This is a genomic window from Sphingobacterium sp. UBA2610 (assembly GCF_002339225.1).
Lineage (GTDB): Bacteria > Bacteroidota > Bacteroidia > Sphingobacteriales > Sphingobacteriaceae > Sphingobacterium > Sphingobacterium multivorum.
The window spans coordinates 150,892-174,237 of the sequence record NZ_DDKA01000034.1; the positions used below are offsets into that span (position 1 = coordinate 150,892).

Here is a 23,346-nt window from a genome sequence, read left to right on the forward strand (position 1 = left end):
CGTTAATCTTCAACGATTTCACTGTGGATGCTGGATTTCTCTTCTTTTTCTGTTTTGAAATACCGTTTTTGAAATAACAGGATCAAAACCACCCCAACAGAAATTGCCGAGTCGGCAATGTTGAATACAGGTCGGAAGAAGAGGAACTCTTCACCGCCCCAAAAGGGCACCCAAGAAGGGAAGTTGCCTTGAATTAATGGGAAATAAAGCATATCGACCACTTTTCCGTGCAGGAAGGAAGAATAACCACCACCTGCTGGGAATAAACTTGCTTTATCATACCAGGTACTTTCACTAAAGATGACACCGTAAAAAGCAGAATCGATGATATTTCCTAAGGCACCGGCAAGAATTAGGGCAACATTCAAGATGAAACCACGGTTATACTTATTTTTGATCATGTAATGCAGGCCGTATCCAATACCAGCTACGGCTAAAATACGAAATACCGTCAAAAATAATTTTCCATAATCACCGCCAAATTCCATACCATAGGCCATTCCATTGTTTTCAATAAAATGAATCTGGAAAAATTTGCCCAATACATGGTGGCTTTGTCCAATTGTCATTGTGAGCTTAACCCATATTTTTGACAATTGATCTATTAAAAGTATCGCTACGATGAGCGCGATCGGTTTCGTATAACCCTTCATTGTGTTATAAAAATGGTCTTTGCCTAAGCAAAGACCATATATTTAATGCCTAAAATTAATATTGTTTGTTTTTCGCTTCGATGCTCAACGTTGTATGTGGAACAGCTTTCAAACGTTCTTTTTGAATCAGTTTTCCGGTCTCTCTACAGATACCATACGTTTTGTTCTCGATGCGCACCAACGCTGCTTCTAGGTTGTCGATAAATTTCTTTTGACGAGCAGCCAATTGATTTGTTTGCTCTTTTTCTAAAGTAGCTGAACCGTCTTCCAATGTCTTGTACGTTCCAGCAGTATCGTCGGTACCATTAGCATTACTGTTATTAAGCGTTGCGGTCAACGAGGAAAGCTCTTCTTTTGCTATTCTAAGCTTGTCCAAGATAATATCTTTGAATTCTTGTAATTCTGAATCGCTATAGCGTGTTTTCTCGTTGTTGTTTGCCATAATTTAATTTTTTTGGATTAATGCCTTAAGTTCTTTGCCATCGATCTCGATGGTCTCTCCTTCAGTTAGTGAATCTTCAAATACCAATGAATCGGCCAGAATTTCGGTGCAAATATACGATAAATTTTCGTTGGCAGCATTGACCACTTCTGAAGCAGCTGTTAACTTTACGTTAATTCTATCAGTGACTTCTAATCCTTTATCCTTCCTTAGATTTTGTAGGCGGTTGATCAATTCTCTTGACAAACCTTCTTTTTTCAATTCTTCGGTGATATGTACATCTAATGCTACGGTCAATTTACCTAGATTCGCTACTTGCCATCCTTCAACGTCTTCTGCTATAATTTCTACATCGCTCAGTAAAATCGTATATGGCGTGCCTGCTAGGGCCAATTCGCCTGTTGATTCCAACGTGCTGATTTGATCTATAGTCAACGATTGGATAGACGAAGAAACTAACTTCATATCCTTACCAACTTTCGCGCCAAGAGCTTTGAAATTTGGTTTTATTTTTTTCTTAATAATACCAGTGGTATCTGTAATGAACTCGATATCTTTGATATTGGTCTCAGAAAGTATCAGATCTTTTACTTTCTCTACCTTTTCTTGGAAAGCACTATCAAGTACCGGAACCAAAATTTTGTTTAATGGTTGACGTACATTGATGGAAGTTTTCTTCCGTAAAGAAAGTGTCAGCGATGAGATATCCTGCGCTAAAGCCATGCGTTCTTCCAGATCTTTATCGACTAGACTTTCATTATAAACCGGGAAATTCGCCAGGTGAACAGATTCAACTTGTTCCTTGTTAGTGGCTGAATTCAAATCCAGGAATAATCTATCCGAGAAGAAAGGTGATATTGGGGACATCAATTTCGCAATCGTATCAAGACATGTATAAAGTGTTTGATAGGCCGAAATTTTATCTTCTGTATAATCTCCTTTCCAGAAACGACGACGGCAAAGACGGACATACCAGTTGCTGAGATGTTCATCAACAAAGTTTTGAATAGCGCGCGCGGCCTTTGTAGGCTCGTAATCCGCTAAGTATTCGTCTACCTCCTTGGTCAACGAATTTAACAAGGAGATAATCCAACGGTCAATTTCAGGACGTTTTTCCAAAGCGATATCTGGTTCTGAATACGAGAACTTATCGATATTGGCATACAATGCAAAAAAAGCGTAGGTATTATATAAAGTACCAAAGAATTTACGGCGGACTTCATCCAATCCTTCCATATTGAATTTAAGGTTGTCCCATGGTGCGGCATTGCTGATCATGTACCAGCGTGTTGCATCGGCACTGTATTGATCGATCGTCGAGAATGGATCAACACCATTGCCTAGGCGTTTGGACATCTTATTTCCATTTTTATCCAACACCAAGCCATTGGAAACCACGTTTTTGAAGGAAACCGATTTGTACATCATTGTAGAAATCGCATGTAAGGTGAAAAACCAACCCCGTGTTTGATCAACTCCTTCAGCGATAAAGTCTGCAGGGTATGCATGATCAAATCCAGCTTTAAAAGGAAACTCTTCGCCTTTGGCTAGTTTTTCGTGATCCAATCCCCATTGTGCATAAGGCATTGCGCCTGAATCAAACCATACGTCTATCAGATCAGGTTCGCGGAATAACTTTTGTCCGGCATCAGAAACAAGAACGATATCGTCAACATATGGACGGTGAAGATCCAGTTGCTCGGTGTCGAATTTATCCAAGTAAGCTTTATTTTTCGCTTTTTCATCGTCAGATAAAACGTCTGAGGTCAAAGAAGCTTCCAATAAGGATTTTAATTCAGGTAAGGAGCCGATACAAACTTCTTCATTTTCGTCTTCTGAACGCCAGATAGGAAGTGGAGTTCCCCAGTAACGCGAACGCGAAAGGTTCCAGTCCACCAAGTTTTCTAACCAGTTTCCAAAGCGGCCGGTACCGGTTGCTTCAGGTTTCCAGTTGATGGTTTTATTTAATGCAACCAAATCTTCCTTCACTGCTGTCGTGCGGATAAACCAGCTATCTAATGGATAGTATAGAACAGGTTTGTCTGTACGCCAACAATGTGGATAGGTATGCTCATATTTTTTGACATCGAAAGCTTTGTTGTCCTCTTTTAGTTTGATAGAGATCAACACGTCTGTGGGTTTGAAGTCTTCTTTTGAACGTTCCTCTGTGCTGTAATATTCCTCTTTGACAAATCTTCCGGCAAAATCTGTGATTTCACTTACAAAACGTCCGGTACGGTCAACAGTAGGTACCTCTTTTCCGTTTTCATCTTTCACCAAGATGCCCGGTACACCATGTTCTTTTGCGACACGAAAGTCATCCGCACCATAAGTAGGAGCAGCGTGAACGATACCGGTACCGTCTTCAGTCGTAACAAAGTCGCCTGGAATAACGCGGAAAGCATTTTCTTGTAAGTCCTCGCTGGTGATATAAGGCAACAATTGCTCATAACGCAAGCCAACAAGTTCTTCGCCTACAAATTCTGCTGCAAGCTCCCAAGGAATTACTTTGTCGCCCAATTTATAGTCTTGGAAGGATGCATTTTCTCCTTCCGCTTTAAAATGTTTGCTGATCAGATCTTTCGCTAATACGACGGATACAGGCGCACCGGTATATTTATTGAACGTTCGGATCTTCACATAATTTATTTTCTTGCCTACAACCAGAGCTGTGTTGGACGGTAAAGTCCATGGCGTGGTCGTCCAGGCAATGAATGCTACATCCTCCGCATCGTCGTCAACTAATTTTTCTATAGCTGGGTGAAGCTGACTTTTGATCAGTCTAAATTCTGCAACGATGGTGGTATCTTTAACATCTTTATAGGTGCCGGGCTGGTTAAGTTCATGCGAACTCAATCCCGTACCTGCTGCCGGAGAGTAAGGTTGTATCGTATACCCCTTGTACAAAAGACCTTTTTTGTAAAGTTCTTTTAATAAATACCATAAGGTTTCGATGTATTCATTCTTGTAAGTAATATAAGGATGCTCAAGGTCAACCCAATAGCCCATTTTGGTGGTTAGGTCATTCCATACATCGGTATATTTCATTACCTCCTTGCGACAAGCGTCATTATATTGTTCTACAGTAATCTTTTTGCCGATATCCTCTTTTGTGATTCCAAGAGCTTTTTCGACAGCAAGTTCAATGGGCAGACCATGGGTATCCCAGCCGCCTTTTCGTTTCACTTGGTAACCTTTCAAAGTCTTGTAACGACAGAAAATATCCTTAATCGTACGTGCCATCACGTGGTGAATTCCAGGCATTCCATTTGCAGAAGGCGGACCTTCAAAAAATGTATAGGTCTTGCTTTCAGGACGATTATTGATACTTTTTTCGAATATTTTTTCCTGTTCCCAACGGGTCAAAATCTCTTTACCTATCTCGGGTAAATTTAACTGCTTATATTCTTTGTACATCAGACTGTTGTATGCTTCTTTTCTAAAGGTCGCTAATTTAGTGATTTATGATGGAAAATGAAAGAGGGCTTTGTTGTGCTTATATCATTAAATCGAGGTTGAACTTTTTGAAATCTCTCCTCGATCAACCGACAAAAAATGAGTGTGGTGTCTACTACGACAAAGGGACTACCTATGGCAGTCCCTTTCTTATTTCATTTGTACTGAAATTCAGTTATGCTGAAAAACTGCTTCCACATCCGCAGGTACTTGTTGCATTGGGGTTATTAAATGTGAAGCCCCTTGCATCGAGTCCCGATTTGAAGTCGATTTCCATTCCGGCAAGATATAGGCCATGTGCTTTGTTCATAAAGATGCGGATTCCTTGAATTTCGTATTCGTTATCGCCGTCCTTTTTCTGGTCAAAGCCCAAGATATAACTCATACCGGAACAACCGCCGCCTTCAACACCGACACGTAAACCAAAATCATCAGAGATTTCTTGTTGATCCTTTAATTTATTTAGTTCCTTGATTGCCCCCTCTGTTAAAGAAACAGGAGCAACTGCTGTATGTTCTGTACTCATTGTAATAGTGTTTTAGCCAATCCAATACAAAAATACATTTTTTTAACGGCAAATTGCTTGACCTTGATTTTTTGACATTTTCGAAACATTCAATTCTTTGTCCGCTTATTTTGTCCGATAGTACCATAAAATGATCCCGACCTAATTAGGTAATTCGCATTAATAAGGCTGTTTTTCTAAGAACATTTAATTAAATAGGACTTTTTGTCGATATTCTTTATGGAATATGCTATCTTTGAGGCATTAAAATAAACTACAAAATTTACTTTACAACATTTAAAAACAATGGAAAGAGATCAAGCCATTTTTAATTTAATAGCTGATGAGCTTAAACGCCAAGAAGAAGGTATTGAATTAATTGCTTCAGAGAACTTTGTTTCAAAACAAGTGATGGAAGCTGCTGGTTCAGTGTTGACAAATAAATATGCAGAAGGCCTCCCAGGAAAACGTTACTATGGAGGTTGTGAAGTTGTGGATGAGATCGAAACCATCGCAATTGACCGTGCAAAACAATTATTTGGCGCAGAATGGGTAAATGTTCAGCCTCACTCTGGTGCTCAAGCAAATGCGGCTGTTTTTTTGGCGACAATCAAACCTGGCGACAAAATTTTAGGTCTTGATTTATCTCACGGTGGTCACTTGACACACGGTTCGCCAGCGAACTTATCGGGTAAGATCTATCAACCATTATTTTATGGTGTAAAAGAAGACACTGGTTTAATTGACTATGAGCAATTGGAAGAAACAGCGCTTCGTGAAAAACCAAAGATGATTATCTGTGGTGCTTCTGCTTATTCTCGTGATTGGGATTACGCACGCATCCGTAAAGTTGCAGACGAAATTGGTGCTATCGTGATGGCAGATATTTCTCACCCTGCAGGTTTAATCGCGCGTGGTTTATTGAATGATCCACTTCCACATTGCCATATTGTTACAACAACGACGCACAAAACGCTTCGTGGCCCTCGTGGTGGTATGATCATGGTCGGTAAAGATTTTGAAAATCCATGGGGTATCAAAACACCTAAAGGTGAAATCCGTACAATCACACAATTATTGGATTTAGCTGTATTCCCAGGTACACAAGGTGGTCCTTTAGAACATACAATCGCTGCTAAAGCAATCGCTTATGGTGAGGCTTTATCCGATGAGTATATGGAATATATCGTTCAGGTAAAGAAAAATGCAGCTGCATTGGCGCAATTCTTTGTAGAAAGAGATTATAAGATCATCTCTGGTGGTACAGACAATCACTTGATGTTGGTGGATCTACGCAATAAAGATATTTCTGGTAAAGAAGCCGAAGCTGTATTGGGTAAAGCGGGTATCACAACAAATAAAAATATGGTTCCTTTCGATACACGTTCTCCTTTTGTGACTTCAGGTGTACGTTTTGGTACTGCTGCAATCACTACACGTGGTATTAAAGAGAATGAAATTATTCAAATCGGTGAATTGATCGATGAGGCATTGAAAAATGCATCTAATGATGCGCAACTGGATTTGATCCATGGTAAAGTAAAAGCAATGATGGCTGAGTTCCCATTGTATAAATAAGACTTTTTCCATAGGAATAGAAAAAGCGGAATTACCGATGCGGTGGTTCCGCTTTTTTTATCCCGTCTTTTTTTCTACTGCTATTTTAGAAAGAATAGTTCCGTTACAGTCTCGTATCAACTTAACTTTTTAGACGAACTTAACAACAATCTTATACGGACTTTAAACGGATTTTATAGGTATTCATCCGAATGAGGTCCCTATAAGGTCCCTATTAGCTCCCTATAAAGTCCGTATGAAGTAGTAACTTTAAAACTTGTTATTTTGGAGCTGTTCGAGGTTGTTATTCCATCTTGTCTGAAGGGGCGTACTGTGGTCGAAGAACCTTTATTTTGGAATTATGAGGTAGATAACTTATTTTTAAATGTTAAAAAATCTTAAAATAAATTGTAATAATTTGATTACTCATTTATTTTACGGTAATTTGGTTTTAGATTAATTGATTGTTTTACAATAAGAAAGGATAGTTTATACGGCAAACATTTACATTTTAACACAGAACTGATAATTTATTTGCGAACTGCTAAAAAAGTAAGTGACGTATGAGACTTTTAAAAAGTAAAAGCGATCAAGAGTTGATCCAAATGTATGTCGGCGGCCAAGAGTCCGGTCTAGAGGCATTGTTGAATCGATATAAATCGAAAATATATACTTCCATATATATGAAAGTTAAAGATGAATATCTTGCTGAAGATATTTTCCAGGAGACTTTCATAAAAATCATCAACACCTTAAAATCCGGTAAATATAATGAAGAAGGTAAATTTTTACCTTGGGCTATACGTATAGCGCACAATATGATTGTTGACTTTTTTAGAAAAGCAAAACGTGCTCCGAATATTGTGAATGCCGACGGGTTTGATATTTTTGAGGTGCTCGAATTTAGTGATGAAAGCGCAGAGTCAAAAATGCTCAAACAGCAGGTTGATGTAGACCTTAAAAAAATGATTCAAAAGCTTCCGGACGATCAAAAAGAAGTGCTTATTATGCGTCACTTTTGTGATATGAGTTTTAAAGATATTGCGGAGATAACCGAAGTAAGTATCAATACTGCTTTAGGGAGGATGCGCTACGCATTGAGCAATTTACGTAAAATGATTGAAGGTACTGATCTTACCCTGCAAATGGGCTATTTATAATAAAGGGGGCATTTTTTAATGCCCCTTTTTATTTGCATTCCTAATTGGAGCCATAGGAAGTCTCGACGCTTTTGTAGTTTCTCGTCTTTTGTCTTAGTTTCTCATCTTTGTCTTAATAGTATAGCAAGGCTACAATCCGTTGAGCATCGTGTTTTCAAAAGCCATTTGCTTCAATAATAAGCTCCCTGATCGAACTTGAAATAAAACGCATCTCCAATACTCACCGATGAGACTACATCTTGGATTCTTGTTAAATAGCGCAGGTGTTTCACTGTACGAAGCTGAAAATGGAGTCTGCCCAAATGATCTGGCAATTATGTCATGTGGAGATCAGATGAACCTGTTCTTTTTGTCAGGTCAAAGACTTTTTTTATCTTAGAAATTCATGCATATGCCTTTTTTCGACGATTGGAATAAGGTTTGATAGTCATATAATAAAATAAAACGATTGAATAGCTATGTACTTGATTTTATTTATTGGAATAATGGTGGTAAGCCTGATTGTCCAAACAAGATTCAAAAACAAATTTAAGAAATACGCCGAAATGCCTTTGAGCAATGGGATGTCTGGAGCTGAGATTGCGCAAAAAATGTTGAATGATAACGGTATATATGATGTAAAGGTAGTGTCTATTCCAGATCGCTTGGGAGATCACTATAATCCGTCAGATAAAACCGTAAATTTAAGTCCTGAAGTTTACAGTGGCCGCAGTGTTGCAGCTGCAGCAGTAGCGGCGCACGAATGTGGCCATGCTGTACAGCACGCCAAAGCCTATAAATGGTTGGGATTCCGTTCGGCAATGGTTCCGATGGTAAATGTGGCCTCTAAAATGACATCATGGGTATTGATGCTGGGTGTTATGCTATTTGCTTTTTCCAAAGGGGGTAACCCATGGCTTTTAGCTGTTGGAGTGGGGGCTTTGGCTATTACGACCCTGTTCTCTTTTATCACCTTGCCCGTAGAGTTTGATGCGTCGAACCGCGCACTGGAATGGTTAAACCATGCTGGTGTAACCTATAATGGCGAAGAACATGACGGTGCGAAAGATGCTTTGAAATGGGCAGCGATGACTTATGTCGTAGCGGCGTTAAGTGCGTTGGTAACACTTTTGTATTATGCGTCTATTTTATTCGGTGGCCGTAGAAGTGATTAAATACGGATATTGTAACTTTATCCTACAAAAATGTGATTATTTTTCATAGTCGCATTTTTTATGGGGTGTTAATGAGGTTACTATAGACAATTTTTTTAACTTTGCTGTTTATATAGAATAAGATTCAGATTTTATGTTTTCAAATCTTCAAGATAAGTTAGATAGGGCCTTTAAAGTATTAAAAGGACAGGGGAGTATTACCGAGATCAACGTTGCAGAAACGATGAAAGAAATTCGCAAAGCGTTGTTGGATGCCGATGTGAATTATAAAACTGCCAAAACTTTTACCGACGATGTTAAACAAAAAGCTTTAGGCGAAAATGTACTGACAAGTATTTCCCCGGGCCAATTGTTGACGAAGATCATGAACGATGAGTTGACAGCTTTGATGGGCGGATCTGTTACGGAGCTTGAGACTGGAAAAAATCCAACAGTCATTCTAATTGCGGGTTTGAATGGTGCTGGTAAAACAACTTTCTCCGGTAAGTTGGCCTTGTACCTTAAAGATAAAAAGAATAAAAAACCATTGTTGGTGGCTGGTGACGTTTATCGCCCTGCAGCGATCGATCAATTGGAAGTGCTTGCCGAACAAGTGGGCGTACCAGTGTATGTGAATCGTGAATCTAACGATCCTATTGCGATTGCCAAAGCCGGTGTGGAAGAAGCAAAACGCAATGGAAATAATGTCGTAATCATCGATACAGCCGGTCGTTTGGCCATCGATGAGCCTTTAATGGTTGAGATTACAGCAGTTAAAGAGGCGACAAAGCCAGACGAAATCCTATTTGTTGTGGATTCAATGACTGGTCAAGATGCCGTGAATACAGCTAAGACGTTCAACGACCGTCTGGACTTTACAGGTGTAGTATTGACTAAGTTGGATGGTGATACACGCGGTGGTGCAGCTTTATCGATTAAATCTGTCGTTAATAAGCCTATCAAGTTTATTGGTACAGGTGAAAAGATGGATGCATTGGATGTATTCCACCCTGATCGTATGGCCTCTCGTATTTTGGGTATGGGTGACGTGGTATCCTTAGTGGAACGTGCACAGCAACAGTTTGACGAGAAGCAAGCCGCAGAGCTCCAAAAGAAAATCCGTAAGAATAAATTCGATTTCAACGATTTTAAATCCCAGATTCAACAAATCAAGAAAATGGGTAATATGAAAGACCTCATGGGAATGATCCCTGGCGTTGGGAAAGCAATGAAAGATATTGAAGTCGATGACAATGCTTTCAAACCCATTGAAGCGATTATCGATTCCATGACACCTTTTGAACGCGAAAACCCAGATGTCATTGATCAAAAACGTCGTTTACGTATTGCGAAGGGATCAGGTACTGATATTAATGAAGTGAATAAGTTATTGAAACAATTTGGTGATATGCGTAAAGTCATGAAGCAGATGTCTAATCCGGCGATGGCGGCTAAATTGATGCGTAATATGCCCAAAATGCCAGGAAAAATGTAATTTTTGGAGAATAGTTACATCATAAGAAGGGCATCGTTTTATACGATGCCCTCTTTTTTTTCTGAAAATGTCTGATCTTATTGGCCAGAAAGAACCTTCAGTCCGCTTTCATTGCTGTTGGTGTCTGCAAAGTCATGAAGGTTTTGAACATGGCATTGCTCTTTCGATTAATTTTCGGTTGCTGCTAAGTGCTGCACCAGATGAATTAGGGACTGCTTGCAGACCGGATACGGGGCATTAATGCCTTAAAATTCGAACTGTTTTTAAAGAAATAATTCGTAATTTCAAGTTCCTCACCCGAGTAAACGAAATATTTGTTAAATTTGTAATTATTATGGATGACCCCGCGCAATTATCGGAATACGGCAAAATCCTTATCATTCTGCTGATAGGGGCGCTGTTAGTCTGTGCGACCATTTTTCTAGCACGTTTAATCTCTCCGAAAAAGAATAATCCCATCAAATCTGGTACTTACGAATGTGGAGAGGATCCCATTGGTTCTTCTTGGGTTCAGTTTAATCCACGGTTCTATGTTATTGCCCTTGTATTTTTACTTTTTGATGTAGAACTTATTTTTATTTTTCCATGGGCCACTGTATTTGGACAGTCCGAATATATTGCGGCAGATGGAAGATGGGGGTGGTTTACCATGATTGAAATGGCTATGTTCATTGGCATTTTAATTTTAGGATTGGTTTTTGTTTGGAAAAAGGGCGATTTGGAATGGGTTAAACCGAATGTGTCCTTACCTAAAGTTCCTGTAGCTATCCCGGATAGTGCCTATGCAAGCCTGAATAGTAGGACGTATCAGGTGCGTGATTATGCAGGTCTTGGAGATGAAACTGTCGCGCACAAAACGACGACAGATGAACAGGTGTCGACGCCGAAACCAGCCTTTAAACCTCGATTTAAAAAACCTGAGTAAGCATGAGTTTAGATAGTCAATTGCAGAATAATGGTGTTATTGTTGCCAAATTAGATGATTTGCTGAATTGGGCAAGGTTGTCTTCAATGTGGCCCATGAGCTTTGGTATTGCTTGCTGTGCCATTGAAATGATGGGGGCAATGGCTTCAACGTATGATTTAGACCGGATGGGCGTATTCCCAAGGCCTTCTCCACGGCAATCCGACGTGATCATTATTGCTGGAACGGTTACTTTTAAGATGGCCGATCGTATCAAGAAACTATATGAACAGATGCCCGATCCTAAATATGTTATCTCGATGGGCTCTTGCTCCAACTGTGGCGGTCCATATTGGCAGCATGGTTATCATGTGGTCAAAGGGGTAGATCGAGTGATCCCTGTGGATGTTTATGTCCAGGGCTGTCCGCCACGTCCCGAGGCATTAATTGGTGCTTTTATTGAGTTGCAAAAAAAGATAGACAAAGAAAGCTTGTTGGGTGAGCAATTGTTCAGCGGAAAAGCTTAAAAGATAAATTTTATAAGATTTTAAATCAATTATGGCAAAAGATTTTTATGGTGAATTGCAATTGGGTATTCTTGGCGGTGGTCAACTGGGAAGAATGCTCATCCAGGAAGCCATTAATTACAATGTAAATGTTCATGTATTGGACCCGGATAAGAATGCTCCTTGTCGCAAGTTGTGCAATAAATTTGAATGTGGTTCATTGGGCGATTTTGAAACGGTCTATAATTTCGGTAAGGATTTGGACATGATCACGATCGAGATTGAGAAGGTGAATGTAGATGCTTTAGAGAAACTGGAAGGCGAGGGCGTTATCGTGTACCCACAATCACGTATCATTCGTCTGATTCAAGATAAAGGTCTGCAAAAGCAATTTTTTAAACAAAATGATATCCCCACTTCGGCATTTCAATTGATATCCAATAAAGATAATTTAGTGAATGCCTCGTTAAACTTACCCTATATCCAGAAATTGCGTAAGGATGGATACGATGGGAAAGGGGTAAAGAAGATTGTTAACCAACAAGATATACAAGATGCTTTCGAAGAACCCAGCTTAATTGAAGAATGGGTAGATTTTGAAAAAGAAATTGCGGTCATTGTTGCCCGGAATGATAAAGGTGAGGTGTCTACATTTCCAATGGTAGAGATGGAATTTAATCCTCAGGCTAACTTGGTGGAATTTTTGATTGCGCCGTCTTTGTATGGTGTAGAGATCCAACAACGCGCAGAGGCTATAGCAAAAAAGATTGCCGATGATCTACAGATCGTGGGTATATTGGCTGTAGAGATGTTCCTAACGAAAAATGGTGATATTCTGGTCAATGAATTGGCTCCGCGTCCGCATAATAGTGGTCACCAGACCATAGAGGGTAATTATGTGTCGCAATTTGCACAGCATTTAAGAGCTATCTTCAATCTACCGTTAGGTGATACCAGATGCAGAACGAACGCCGTTATGATTAACCTGTTAGGTGAACCTGGCTATGAAGGATTGGCCAAATACGAGGGTGTAGAAGAGGTGTTGGCAATGGAAGGCGTATATATCCATTTATATGGAAAGAAATATACGAAGCCATTCCGTAAGATGGGCCATGTTTGTATTATCAATGATGACCGGGAGAAAGCGATCTTCAATGCAAGAAAAGTACAAGAAATATTAAAAATTAAAGCTTAAACAATACTATGTCAGTCAATAATAAGGCCCAGGTAGGCATTATCATGGGAAGCAAATCAGATCTTCCTGTTATGCAGGATGCGATAGATGTGCTCAAAACCCTTGGGGTGGAATTTGAGGTAACGATCGTCTCAGCACATCGTACACCACAACGTATGTTTGATTATGCCAAAAATGCAGCATTTCGTGGTTTGAAAGTTATTATTGCTGGAGCGGGTGGTGCGGCGCATTTGCCCGGAATGGTCGCTTCAATTACACATTTACCTGTAATAGGCGTACCTGTAAAATCATCAAATTCCATTGATGGATGGGACTCGGTACTTTCTATCCTTCAGATGCCCAATGGTATTCCTGTAGCAACTGTCGCTTTAAATGCGGCGAAGAATGCAGGTATATTGGCAGCTCAGATTCTGGGTACACATGATGAAACAATCAGCAAGAATATCATCGAATTTAAAGAAGAGTTGGCGAGAAAAGTAATCGAGACCGCAGTAGAAGTCGAAGATACCGAATTCTAAGCTGACAATCTTACAAAATAAAAAAGGGGAGCATTGCTCCCTTTTTTTATTTTGTAAGATTTGCCTGAACATAATCGTAACTTTTTTTGAGACTTTCGATCTTATCTGGCATATAGATATTGTCTTGCTCGACAAATGCATATTTAAGTCCGGCTTTATTCTTTTCTTTGACGATTTCAGGGAAGTTGATGCTTCCGGTCCCCACTTCGGTATACTTGATGTCATTGAAGATTTGCTCAATCGGCAATTTTCCATCTTTGGGCCATTCAATGGGATTGGATTTTGTTTTATCCATATCTTTGACATGCCATAGTTTAAAACGGTTGGGGAATTTTTCAAACAAGGCTATCGGGTTTTTACCCGCTTTTTCTGCCCAGAAAAGGTCTAATTCAAAATCGACCAAATCAGGTTCAGTGAATGCTAACATCACCTCTTCACCGGTCGTATTATTGCCCAGATCCCTAAATTCCCAGAAATGGTTGTGGTAGGCAACTTTTAGACCCAATTTTTTAGCCTGTTCACCAGCTTTATTCAATTGCTCGGCAGCATAGAGATAATCATCTTTTTTCAATGCATTCAGATCAAACATCGGTGTCACAGGAGCAATTACATATTCTTGGCCAAGTTCTTTTGCTGCATCAAAATAAGCCGCAAGATCTTCTTTGTCGGTATGCGCTTTACTGAGGTATTTGGACATATCGTAATGGCCTGAATGTGTTTTTAGACCGTTATCATCCAATATTTTCTTCAACTCTTTGTAAGGCAATTTCCAGAACTGCTTGGCTGTGGCGTCTATCCCATAGAGCTCAACATGTTTATACCCAATTTTGGCAATTTGTTCCAAAGATCCTTTCGGATCTTTATCCATTAAATCGCGAATGGAATACAGCTGTACGCCTATATTCTGTAATGGATTGTCGCTGATTGCACCGGCTTTATTTTGACAAGATATAAAGTTGGGCACCAGATAAGCTGCCGAAAGACCTATTCCAGCTTGCTTTAAAAATTGACGACGAGAATTGTTCATCATATAATTGATTACTTGTTAGTGTACAATGTACAATTATTTGTTCAGAAATCAATGGTACAACAGGGAATATTTTTGAAGTGTATGCTGAATCTTAACCCATAAAATTTTTGGAAGGTCAATGTCTTGTAGGTTGGGAAGAGTTCTTTTTAGGGGAGGAGTGCGGAGTTCTTCACACCAATAAAAAAGGTCTGAATATTTTTCAGACCTTTTTTCTATTCAAGTAGGAAAACTTAAACAGTCATGATATCTTTTTCTTTCAGTTCAGCCAATTTATCAACTTTTACAATGAATGCATCTGTTAATTTTTGAACTTCACCTTCAGCAGTTTTGATTTCATCTTCAGAAGCGCCGTCATTTTTTAATTTTTTGATGGATTCGTTGACATCTTTACGGATATTACGTACACCAATACGGCCTCTTTCAGTTTCTTCTTTTACTTTCTTAACCAAATCACGTCTTCTTTCTTCTGTTAAAGGAGGAATATTCAGACGAATAACGATACCGTCATTCTGTGGGTTGATTCCTAGGTTAGCGTCAGTGATAGCTTTTTCAATTGCGTTGATGAGCGATTTTTCCCAAGGTTGGATAACAATAGTCCGTGCATCAGTTGTATTGATGTTGGCCACTTGTGAAAGTGGAGTGGCGCTACCATAATAGTCTACTGAAATTCCATCTAACATCGATGGAGAAGCTTTACCCGCACGAATTTTAGTTAATTCGGATTCGGTGTGAGCAACTGCTTTGGACATCTTGTCTTTACAATCGTCCAATTCAATTGAAATTAGTTCGTTCATATAAGATTACGTTTTTTACAGATTTAAATTATTTAACCACAGTTCCGACATGTTCACCATTAGCAAGTTTCAATAAGTTGCCTGGTTTGTTCATATCAAATACGATGATCGGTAATTTGTTTTCTTGACAAAGGGTAAAGGCTGTCATATCCATAACATTTAATCCTTTCTCATAAACCTCTGTGAATGATATTTCTTCAAATTTTGTTGCAGTAGGATCTTTTTCAGGATCTGCGGTGTAAATACCATCCACACGGGTTCCTTTCAATACGGCATCCGCATTGATTTCGATTGCACGCAAAGATGCAGCGGTATCCGTTGTGAAATAAGGGTTTCCTGTACCAGCTCCGAAAATAACAATACGGCCTTTTTCCAAATGGCGTACAGCTCTTCTGCGAATAAATGGTTCGCAGATTTGCTCCATTTTGATCGCAGTAAGCAAACGTGTCTTTTTCCCAACTTTCTCAAGCGCATCTTGAAGTGCCATGCTGTTGATGACTGTGGCAAGCATGCCCATATAGTCTGCTTGAACACGGTCCATGCCTGATTTTTCGGCGCTTAGACCACGATATATATTACCGCCACCGATAACAATTGCAATTTCTAAACCTTGATCGTGAAGTTCTTTGATATCATTAGCGTATTGTGATACACGGTTAATATCGATACCGTAGCTTTGGTCACCCATTAAGGATTCACCGCTAAGTTTTAATAAGATACGTTTGTATTTCATAATTGTTTTTTTGGAAATTTTCCAAAGGTCAAAGATAAAATATTTTTTTTATCCCTTAAGCCTAAAATAATATTTATTGTGCTTTTATTGTTTGATTAATGACTTCTCCGTAATACTGTTCATATAAAGGCATAATATTGGACAATTGGAATTTTTTCGCATGATTTAATGCCGCTTCCTTAAATTTTTCTAAGCGCTCTCCATCTTCCAAGATATAAATCGCATTCTTTGCCATATCTTCAACATCACCAACAGCACTGAGAAATCCAGTGACGCCGTTTTCATTCAGCTCAGGTAACCCTCCAGTATTGGAAGAGATAACTGGAACTTGACAAGCCATGGCTTCTAAGGCCGCAAGACCGAAACTTTCCGAACTTGAAGGCATCAGAAATAGATCTGATACAGACAATATTTCTTCCACTGCATCCTGTTTCCCCAAGAAACGGACGTCCTTGCATACATCAAGTTCTCTGGATAGCTCTTCTGCATTTCGACGCTCAGGGCCGTCACCTACCATCAATAATTTGGAAGGGATAACATCATGTACTTTCTTAAAAATACGGATGACATCTTCTGTATTTTTGACTTTTCTAAAGTTGGACGTATGGACCAATATACGCTCATTGCCGGGGGCAATGGCTTTTTTGAAATGTGACCGATCTTTATTGCTAAATCTGTCGAGGTCAATAAAGTTGGGAATCACTTTGATATCGCGCGTAATATCAAAATATTGAAGCGTCTGATCTTTCAGATTCTGTGATACAGCGGTTACGCCATCGGACTGATTGATGGAGAATGTTACGACCGGACTAAAACTCTTGTCTTTGCCAACCAATGTAATATCCGTCCCGTGTAAAGTCGTCACGACAGGAATATTAATGCCGTAGGTAGTGAGTAAGATCTGTTTGGCCATAAATGCCGCTGATGCATGTGGAATGGCATAGTGGACGTGGATCAAATCCAACTTTTCGAAGCGAACAACATCAACCAGTTTACTGGCTAACGCAGATTCATAGGGTAGAAAATCAAAAAGAGGATACTGCGAAACAGCTACCTCATGATAGTATAGGTTTTCAGAAAAGAAATCCAGACGTGCAGGTTGTCGATAGGTTATAAAATGAATCTCATGTCCATTTGCGGCCAAGGCCTTTCCTAGTTCGGTTGCAACTACACCACTTCCACCAAAGGTGGGATAACAAACAATTCCTATTTTCATCTGCGTAATTATGTCTGAGCGCATATTTTAACGGCATCCCGTTATAAACGCTGTTTATTTTTTGTTAAAAGGCTCCCGGGAACCTCGTGTTAGTACTTTGATTGTCGTTGTTCAAGACTCGCAATGTCCATTACATACAAACGCTATTCATTCATGTGGCACCGACGAAGTTCTTTAGCTTGACAATTGCCCTCTTATTTTACTTTATGATAATAAGGTAAATTGAAGATGCTTATTCCTGAATTTTGTGTTGCAAATTTCGTCTATTTATGCGTAAAATAACAAAAACCAATTGCCATAGTTTTGTGAATTTTTTGATTGGTTAAAAAGCACTATCTTTAAATAGATATTAAATCGGTATATGGATAACTTTATAAGTGATATTTCAGGACAGCAATTTCCTTCGGAACAACGTATTTTGGGGGCTTCAATCCGACAACCCATTTTTAAGCTGATAAAAAAGGAATATCCAGGTTTTAGTAAGGACAAGTATATCGCCGCAAGTGAGTTGACACGATTTAAAGAAACTTATATCGCCGAATTTCTGAAAGATGAGTCTGGACAGTTAAGTCAATTGGATCAGCAGGTCATCAACAGTTTTAAGGAAAATAAAGTGATCAGCGCAAGTTTGGATGGAGATAATATGGAGCCAGTCAGCGTAGGAGACCGGGTTGCCGATAAAGTGGCTGAGTTTGGCGGAAGCTGGACCTTTATTATTTCCTTTGTCTTATTTTTGATTGTCTGGATTGCGGCCAATATCTTTTGGTTAAATAATAAAGGCTTTGATCCTTATCCCTTTATTTTACTGAACCTGATTTTGTCCTGCGTAGCTGCTTTGCAAACTCCAGTTATTATGATGAGTCAAAACAGACAGGAAGATAAGGATCGTGAACGTGCAAGAAATGACTATATGGTCAACTTAAAGGCTGAACTCGAAATCAGGGAATTGCATGAGAAAATAGATCATCTCATTATCCGCAAAGAACAAGAACTTGTCGAAGTACAACGGGATCAAGTGGAAAAATTGAGCTTTCTATTAAAAAAGATGGAAAAAATAGAAGAAGCATTTAAAAATAAATGAATTTAGAAGGAGTAATAGGAGAACTTACGTTTAAGTTTTCCAGATCGGGTGGAGCAGGTGGACAACATGTAAACAAGGTGTCATCGAAAGTATTGTTGCAGTGGGATGTTGCGCTATCCACAGCTGCTTCTGTTGAAGAAAAAGCAATGATTTTCAACGCGTTGGCAAACCGTATCAATAAAGAAGGAATACTGCAATTGGAGTGCGATATCGATCGGTCGCAGATCCGTAATAAAGAAATCGCAATCGATCGCTTTAAGCGTATAGTGGAAGGCGCACTTGTGCCAGCAAAACCCCGTAAAAAAACCAAAACTCCGTATTCGAGTGTGCTGAAAAGACTGGATCGAAAGAAACAGCAGTCTCAATTGAAAGCCTCAAGGAAAAAGAATTTCGACGAATAAAGATGACAATATCACGTATTGTTGTAAATTAATTGTTTAATTATCAGTATTTTGTATTTTAAACTAATTTATTAGTTGTAAAACTATGATTTTAGTTATAACTTGTGTATTGATTTATTATTTTGGTATTTATTTTATTCCTGAGGAGTTATGGAGGATTTTAAAGAGTTAACGAAAGCTGAGGAGCAGATTATGCAAGAGCTCTGGGAGATGGGCCGTGGCTTTGTCAAAGAAATTATTGATCGACTTCCGGAGCCGAAACCGGCCTATAACACGGTCTCGACCATCGTTCGTATTCTCGAAACAAAGGGCTTTGTAAGGCATGAATCTTTTGGTAAAAGTCATCAATATTTACCAAAGATTTCAAAACAGGAATATAAGAAAGGTATCACAGGAAAGTTATTAACGAATTATTTTGATAATTCGCCCAAGCGTATGCTCTCTTATTTTTTGGAAGAGAATAGGCTGGACATCAAAGAACTTGATGACATCTTATCGATCATCGAACGTAATAAATAACAACCAATACCCTTTTATAAACTTTTTGATTATGATTTACTTATTGATTGTCAATATTTCATTGATTATCAGTTTTGTGCTCTACAAACTGATTTTTAGAAAACTTACTTTTTTTCAATGGAACCGGATCTATCTGATTGGAATGGTTGTATTTTCCTTATTAGCTCCTGTGGGTATTTTTATTGAATTACCCAAGACGGAAATGATTTCCAATCATATTCCACAGGTCGACTTAGGAACATATATGGATGTCGAAATCGGGAGCCCGATCGAAAAAAAACCTCTTTTTTTGTTGGATATTCTTGCCAAGATCTATTGGATAGGAGCGGGAATCGCCTTTTTTTTCTTGGCGATACGGATCAAGCAACTTGTTCGGGTATTGCGTTCTTCTCCTGAGTACCTGAGTTTTTCTTTTTTTAATCGGGTTGTGATTGGAAAATCGATTAAAAACAAGAAGAATATTGCATGGCATGAGCAGGTTCATGCTGAGCAGGGACATTCCTATGATTTACTGTTGATTGAGCTACTTAAAATTTTCAATTGGTTCAATCCTGTTGTGTATTTCTTTCAAAAGGAAATAAGGTTTCAACACGAGTATATTGTAGATGAAATTTGCTCGACCGATAAAGTGGCTTATGCAGAAATGCTGGTTGCTCATGCATTACGTACAGATCAATTGGCTTTTTCACATGAGTTTTCCAATCATTCTTTTTTAAAGCAGCGCATCACGATGTTATTTAAAGATAAATCTGTACAAAGACAACGCTTGTTATATGTGATTGTGCTGCCCATGTTATTGGTGGTAGCGGGGTCTACGTTGGTCTTTAATACGAGTAGGGCCAAGGCTATGGTAGCGGATGTAGAAGAAAGCGTTAATGGCTTAACTGTGACTGATGAGCAGACATTGCCGAGCCAGTCTGAGGAGCTGAAAAATGGACAGGTAAATGAAGACAGTAAGGTCTACAAAGATCCTGAGATCATGGCTATTCCAGTTGGAGGAATGAAAAAGTATGTCATGGGATTGAGCAGTAGAATCCACGTGAGTGATGAAGCAATCAAAAATAATATGATCGGGGTAATTGTCATCTCAGCCATCGTGGAGAAAAATGGTGAGTTGAGCCATATAAAGGCTAAGAATGATTTGGGCTATGGCTTGGCATCCGCTGTGGAAAATGCTGTAAAAGCAAGTGGGAAATGGAAACCTGCAATCGTCAATGGGAAAGTCGTTCGATCGCTGCTTTCCTTACCCGTTACCGTTGGCGGAAAAACGACGTACTATTGGGAGGAAACTGACACATTGGGCAGAAAGGTCCGGATGTCATCTCATTCATTCCCGGGCGCTGAATCTGGTGAAGAGACGGAAAAACAACTCAAGGAAGTAAAATCGATAAGGACGGAAGATGAGAGCGACCGCTGGAATCTTTCATTGGATTTTCAGTCCGATTTAGTAACTTTTGATAAAGTTGAGGTGCAACCAACACCTATTGGGGGAATGCGATCTTTTATGATCTGGGTAGGCGATAATTTTGTTTTTCCGGAAGCAGCAATTAAACGGGAGGTTAATGGCATTGTTGAAGTGGCTTTTATTGTCGAAAAGGATGGCAGTTTATCCCATGTTGATGTAAAAAAAGATCTTGGTTATGGAACCAAAGAGGCGGCATTGGAGCTCCTAAAAGGTGCGAAAAAATGGAAACCGGGATTAGTTAACGGTAAACCGGTACGCGTGGCTTACACATTGCCGATTCGTTTAAATTTAAAGAAGTAAAGATTAGATCATAAATATGCAGAGCAGATTCATTCAAATTTTCTATTTTATTGTGGTTTTGGCCATGCTTTCTTCCTGTAAGTCCTATAAAGTGGTTCCCAACGGTTTTGCTGTACAAGGTGATGAGTATTTTGTTAATATTAACAAAGAGCTTACGGTATTCCTCGGGGATGATATTATGGAGGATAAAAATTGGCAAGGTAAGACTAATCCGATTAATGCAAAGCAGGTTGACAATCGATTTCGTCGTGTATTACGCCATTTACGCTATTCAGATACCGCGTATCAGGTTTTGTTTTCTGGACATCTGGAAGGAAAATATCAGTATGACATGCTTGCTGTAGTCAACAACTCGCCAAATGTAAAAGGGAAAAAAAATCACCTACTTGATTTAAGTTCTTTTCAACGGGAGCAAAATAAGGAGGGACGATATTTTTATACAACTACAACTTTTAAGGGGCAAAAGCTGCTTCATTTTGTAATTCCGTTTAATGGGCGCCTTTGGCAAGAGAAAATGGTGTCGCTGATCTTTCTTTTCCCGGAGGATTTTACCGATATCGCGTGGGCGAAGGATGTAGTGATGTCTAATGTTGCTATGTATCGCGATCGTTATAAATTTACCCCGAGCCGCACAGAGATTTTATGTCCTGATGATGGTAGTAGCCGTTCGCATTTAGATTATAAAATTCCGGAAGAAAAGGTGAATAAAACAGGTTACATGTTAATGAAAGCTTATGGTGAAGTTGACGGAGAACGAAAACTGGTTGTTTACCGCGTGATGAAGCCTGGTGATTTTTATGGTTCCTTTGTGACTTGTAAAGGGGATTATGAAATTCTATATACCACATTGCAAGACAAGATTGTTTGGCAGACCAAGGTGAATACAGAGCGGGATGTCAAATTCTAACGAAATAAATTGAAAGCCTTGGATCAATAATCCAGGGCTTTCAATTTATTCTTTAAATGTGAAATTTCATTTTGGAGCTGTTCAACTTTCTCCAATAGGTGACTGGCAACCTGAATTCCGGCAGGATTTACTTCAAGATCATAGTAGAGATTTGAAAAGCGTTCCAATTTTTGGAGCTCTTCTTCATCAATATATGGTTCTTCTTGTTGAATGACAATATGTATGAGTCCGTATTCCTCCATGGTTTGCAGGAATGTTGTTTCAACCTTTCTGGACTGGCAGAAGTCGATGACTTTAATGAGTGTCGTTTCCATAAGATTAGTGTTTTAAATCCTTCAATTGTTGGAACAAGGCCTTTTCTTCGGCAGACAGATTATTGGGCATTTGAATATTCAATGTGACATACAGATCGCCAAATTCACCTTCTTTGCGATACAAGGGGAATCCTTTTCCTTTAAGTCGCATTTTTGCACCATTTTGACTTTCGGCTTTAATCTTCAGTTTAACTTTGCCGCCGAATGTATCTAAAGTTGCTTCACCGCCTAAAATAGCTGTATAGAGGTCTATATCAAGTGTTGTGTATAAGTCATTCCCCTGACGTTTAAAACGGGCATCAGGCGTGATGTTGATAGTGATATAGAGATCTCCTTTTGGGCCACCGTTGATGCCCTCTCCGCCATAACCTTTCAGTTTGATCTTTTGACCATCCTCCACGCCAGCATGAATCGTGATGCGGATACTTTTTCCATTGATATTGAAGGTCTGTTGATGTGTCGTGTAAGCTTCTTGTAAGGTTAAGCTGAGCTCCGCATTAAGGTCCTGGCCGCGGAATGTACTTTGGCGGCCTCCTCCGCGTCTGCTACCAAACATCTGTTCGAAGAAATCAGAGAATTGCCCATCATCAAAGTTTCCAGTGTACTCATGGGAACCGCCACCACCAAATGGATTTCCTCCAGCGCCGAATGGATTTCCTCCGTTAGATTGTGACTGACGGTATTGTTGTTGCGCTTTTTCATACTCCTCTCCATGTTGCCAATGTTCACCGTATTGGTCATATTTTTTGCGCTTTTCGGGATCGGATAATACTTCATTTGCCTCATTAATCTCCTGAAATCGTTGTTTGGCCTCATTGTCATTGGGGTTGACATCAGGGTGGTATTTACGGGCTAGTTTTCGATATGCTTTTTTGATGTCATCAGCTGAAGCTGTTTTATCAATGCCAAGCACTTTATAGTAATCTACAAAAGCCATAAATTATACTTGTTTTGTATTAAAGATAACAATAATTGTGAATAAAAGGTTTATGCTAAAGGTCATTTTAGTACATAAAAAAGCAAGTAAACAATCATTTACTTGCTTTTTGTATTGTACAAAAT

General features: G+C 39.2%; 23 protein-coding genes. 13 read left to right on the forward strand and 10 right to left on the reverse strand.

The annotated features are described in order from the left end of the window. Nucleotides 1-2 precede the first annotated feature (2 nt). From B4Z47_RS23695 to B4Z47_RS23710, 4 genes are all read right to left on the reverse strand, one after another. On the reverse strand, nt 3-653 hold the full coding sequence (locus tag B4Z47_RS23695) for a lipoprotein signal peptidase (RefSeq protein WP_075991120.1): 651 nt from the start codon (nt 651-653) through the stop codon (nt 3-5). Nucleotides 654-708: 55 nt separating this feature from the next. Further along, entirely contained in the window at nt 709-1,095 is a 387-nt protein-coding gene (locus tag B4Z47_RS23700) for a TraR/DksA family transcriptional regulator (RefSeq protein ID WP_046674049.1), read from the reverse strand. A 3-nt stretch (nt 1,096-1,098) separates the two neighbouring features. Beyond that, nucleotides 1,099-4,512 carry an isoleucine--tRNA ligase gene (gene ileS, locus B4Z47_RS23705; protein ID WP_286728067.1) on the reverse strand — a complete coding sequence of 1,138 codons (3,414 nt, stop codon included), beginning with the start codon at nt 4,510-4,512 and terminating at the stop codon, nt 1,099-1,101. Nucleotides 4,513-4,726: 214 nt separating this feature from the next. Next, on the reverse strand, nt 4,727-5,077 hold the full coding sequence (locus tag B4Z47_RS23710; RefSeq protein WP_046674047.1) for a HesB/IscA family protein: 351 nt from the start codon (nt 5,075-5,077) through the stop codon (nt 4,727-4,729). 285 nt (nt 5,078-5,362) lie between these two features. Between B4Z47_RS23710 and glyA the strand changes: the two genes are divergently transcribed. From glyA to purE, 8 genes are all read left to right on the forward strand, one after another. Further along, complete coding sequence (gene glyA, locus B4Z47_RS23715) at nt 5,363-6,634, forward strand: serine hydroxymethyltransferase (protein ID WP_046674046.1); 1,272 nt, start codon at nt 5,363-5,365, stop codon at nt 6,632-6,634. Nucleotides 6,635-7,176: 542 nt separating this feature from the next. Next, nucleotides 7,177-7,773 carry an RNA polymerase sigma factor gene (locus tag B4Z47_RS23720; RefSeq protein ID WP_046674045.1) on the forward strand — a complete coding sequence of 199 codons (597 nt, stop codon included), beginning with the start codon at nt 7,177-7,179 and terminating at the stop codon, nt 7,771-7,773. A gap of 458 nt (nt 7,774-8,231) precedes the next feature. Beyond that, complete coding sequence (locus tag B4Z47_RS23725) at nt 8,232-8,927, forward strand: zinc metallopeptidase (protein ID WP_070562330.1); 696 nt, start codon at nt 8,232-8,234, stop codon at nt 8,925-8,927. A gap of 133 nt (nt 8,928-9,060) precedes the next feature. Further along, the gene (ffh, locus tag B4Z47_RS23730) at nt 9,061-10,401 is read left to right on the forward strand and encodes a signal recognition particle protein (RefSeq protein ID WP_046674043.1); all 1,341 of its coding nucleotides are present in this window, start codon (nt 9,061-9,063) and stop codon (nt 10,399-10,401) included. A gap of 334 nt (nt 10,402-10,735) precedes the next feature. Next, a complete protein-coding gene (locus B4Z47_RS23735; protein ID WP_201639725.1) occupies nt 10,736-11,326 on the forward strand; it encodes an NADH-quinone oxidoreductase subunit A in 591 nt (196 codons plus the stop codon). 2 nt (nt 11,327-11,328) lie between these two features. After that, complete coding sequence (locus tag B4Z47_RS23740) at nt 11,329-11,832, forward strand: NADH-quinone oxidoreductase subunit B (RefSeq protein ID WP_046674041.1); 504 nt, start codon at nt 11,329-11,331, stop codon at nt 11,830-11,832. A 31-nt stretch (nt 11,833-11,863) separates the two neighbouring features. Continuing rightward, nucleotides 11,864-13,006 (forward strand): 5-(carboxyamino)imidazole ribonucleotide synthase, encoded by a 1,143-nt coding sequence (locus B4Z47_RS23745; RefSeq protein WP_201639724.1) that lies wholly within the window; start codon nt 11,864-11,866, stop codon nt 13,004-13,006. Nucleotides 13,007-13,014: 8 nt separating this feature from the next. Beyond that, a complete protein-coding gene (purE, locus tag B4Z47_RS23750) occupies nt 13,015-13,524 on the forward strand; it encodes a 5-(carboxyamino)imidazole ribonucleotide mutase (RefSeq protein WP_046674039.1) in 510 nt (169 codons plus the stop codon). A gap of 46 nt (nt 13,525-13,570) precedes the next feature. Here the strand turns inward: purE and B4Z47_RS23755 are convergent, their stop codons facing one another. From B4Z47_RS23755 to bshA, 4 genes are all read right to left on the reverse strand, one after another. After that, nucleotides 13,571-14,554 carry a sugar phosphate isomerase/epimerase family protein gene (locus tag B4Z47_RS23755; protein ID WP_236586123.1) on the reverse strand — a complete coding sequence of 328 codons (984 nt, stop codon included), beginning with the start codon at nt 14,552-14,554 and terminating at the stop codon, nt 13,571-13,573. Between the two features lie 230 nt (nt 14,555-14,784). Next, nucleotides 14,785-15,348 carry a ribosome recycling factor gene (gene frr / locus B4Z47_RS23760; RefSeq protein WP_070566206.1) on the reverse strand — a complete coding sequence of 188 codons (564 nt, stop codon included), beginning with the start codon at nt 15,346-15,348 and terminating at the stop codon, nt 14,785-14,787. Nucleotides 15,349-15,376: 28 nt separating this feature from the next. Further along, the gene (pyrH, locus tag B4Z47_RS23765; protein ID WP_046672284.1) at nt 15,377-16,081 is read right to left on the reverse strand and encodes a UMP kinase; all 705 of its coding nucleotides are present in this window, start codon (nt 16,079-16,081) and stop codon (nt 15,377-15,379) included. 73 nt (nt 16,082-16,154) lie between these two features. Next, on the reverse strand, nt 16,155-17,297 hold the full coding sequence (gene bshA, locus B4Z47_RS23770; RefSeq protein WP_046672291.1) for an N-acetyl-alpha-D-glucosaminyl L-malate synthase BshA: 1,143 nt from the start codon (nt 17,295-17,297) through the stop codon (nt 16,155-16,157). Nucleotides 17,298-17,658: 361 nt separating this feature from the next. On the opposite strand from bshA, the gene B4Z47_RS23775 reads away from it, so the two are divergent. The 5 genes from B4Z47_RS23775 (at nt 17,659) to B4Z47_RS23795 (ending at nt 21,970) form a co-directional block, all read left to right on the forward strand. Further along, on the forward strand, nt 17,659-18,378 hold the full coding sequence (locus B4Z47_RS23775) for a DUF1003 domain-containing protein (protein WP_286728070.1): 720 nt from the start codon (nt 17,659-17,661) through the stop codon (nt 18,376-18,378). Then, entirely contained in the window at nt 18,375-18,779 is a 405-nt protein-coding gene (gene arfB, locus B4Z47_RS23780) for an alternative ribosome rescue aminoacyl-tRNA hydrolase ArfB (RefSeq protein ID WP_070566211.1), read from the forward strand. Before B4Z47_RS23775 ends, arfB begins: the two co-directional genes overlap by 4 nt. A gap of 150 nt (nt 18,780-18,929) precedes the next feature. After that, nucleotides 18,930-19,298 (forward strand): BlaI/MecI/CopY family transcriptional regulator, encoded by a 369-nt coding sequence (locus B4Z47_RS23785; RefSeq protein ID WP_115047324.1) that lies wholly within the window; start codon nt 18,930-18,932, stop codon nt 19,296-19,298. Nucleotides 19,299-19,329: 31 nt separating this feature from the next. Further along, nucleotides 19,330-21,063: an energy transducer TonB gene (locus B4Z47_RS23790; protein WP_201639723.1), complete on the forward strand. Its 1,734-nt coding sequence runs from the start codon at nt 19,330-19,332 to the stop codon at nt 21,061-21,063. Nucleotides 21,064-21,079: 16 nt separating this feature from the next. Further along, nucleotides 21,080-21,970: a hypothetical protein gene (locus tag B4Z47_RS23795; protein ID WP_070566215.1), complete on the forward strand. Its 891-nt coding sequence runs from the start codon at nt 21,080-21,082 to the stop codon at nt 21,968-21,970. 23 nt (nt 21,971-21,993) lie between these two features. Here B4Z47_RS23795 and B4Z47_RS23800 read toward each other — a convergent pair whose 3' ends face one another. Beyond that, nucleotides 21,994-22,284, reverse strand: coding sequence for a chaperone modulator CbpM (locus tag B4Z47_RS23800; RefSeq protein ID WP_286728073.1), 291 nt, complete (start codon nt 22,282-22,284; stop codon nt 21,994-21,996). Between the two features lie 4 nt (nt 22,285-22,288). Continuing rightward, a complete protein-coding gene (locus B4Z47_RS23805; protein ID WP_070566219.1) occupies nt 22,289-23,221 on the reverse strand; it encodes a DnaJ C-terminal domain-containing protein in 933 nt (310 codons plus the stop codon). Nucleotides 23,222-23,346: the final 125 nt, after the last annotated feature.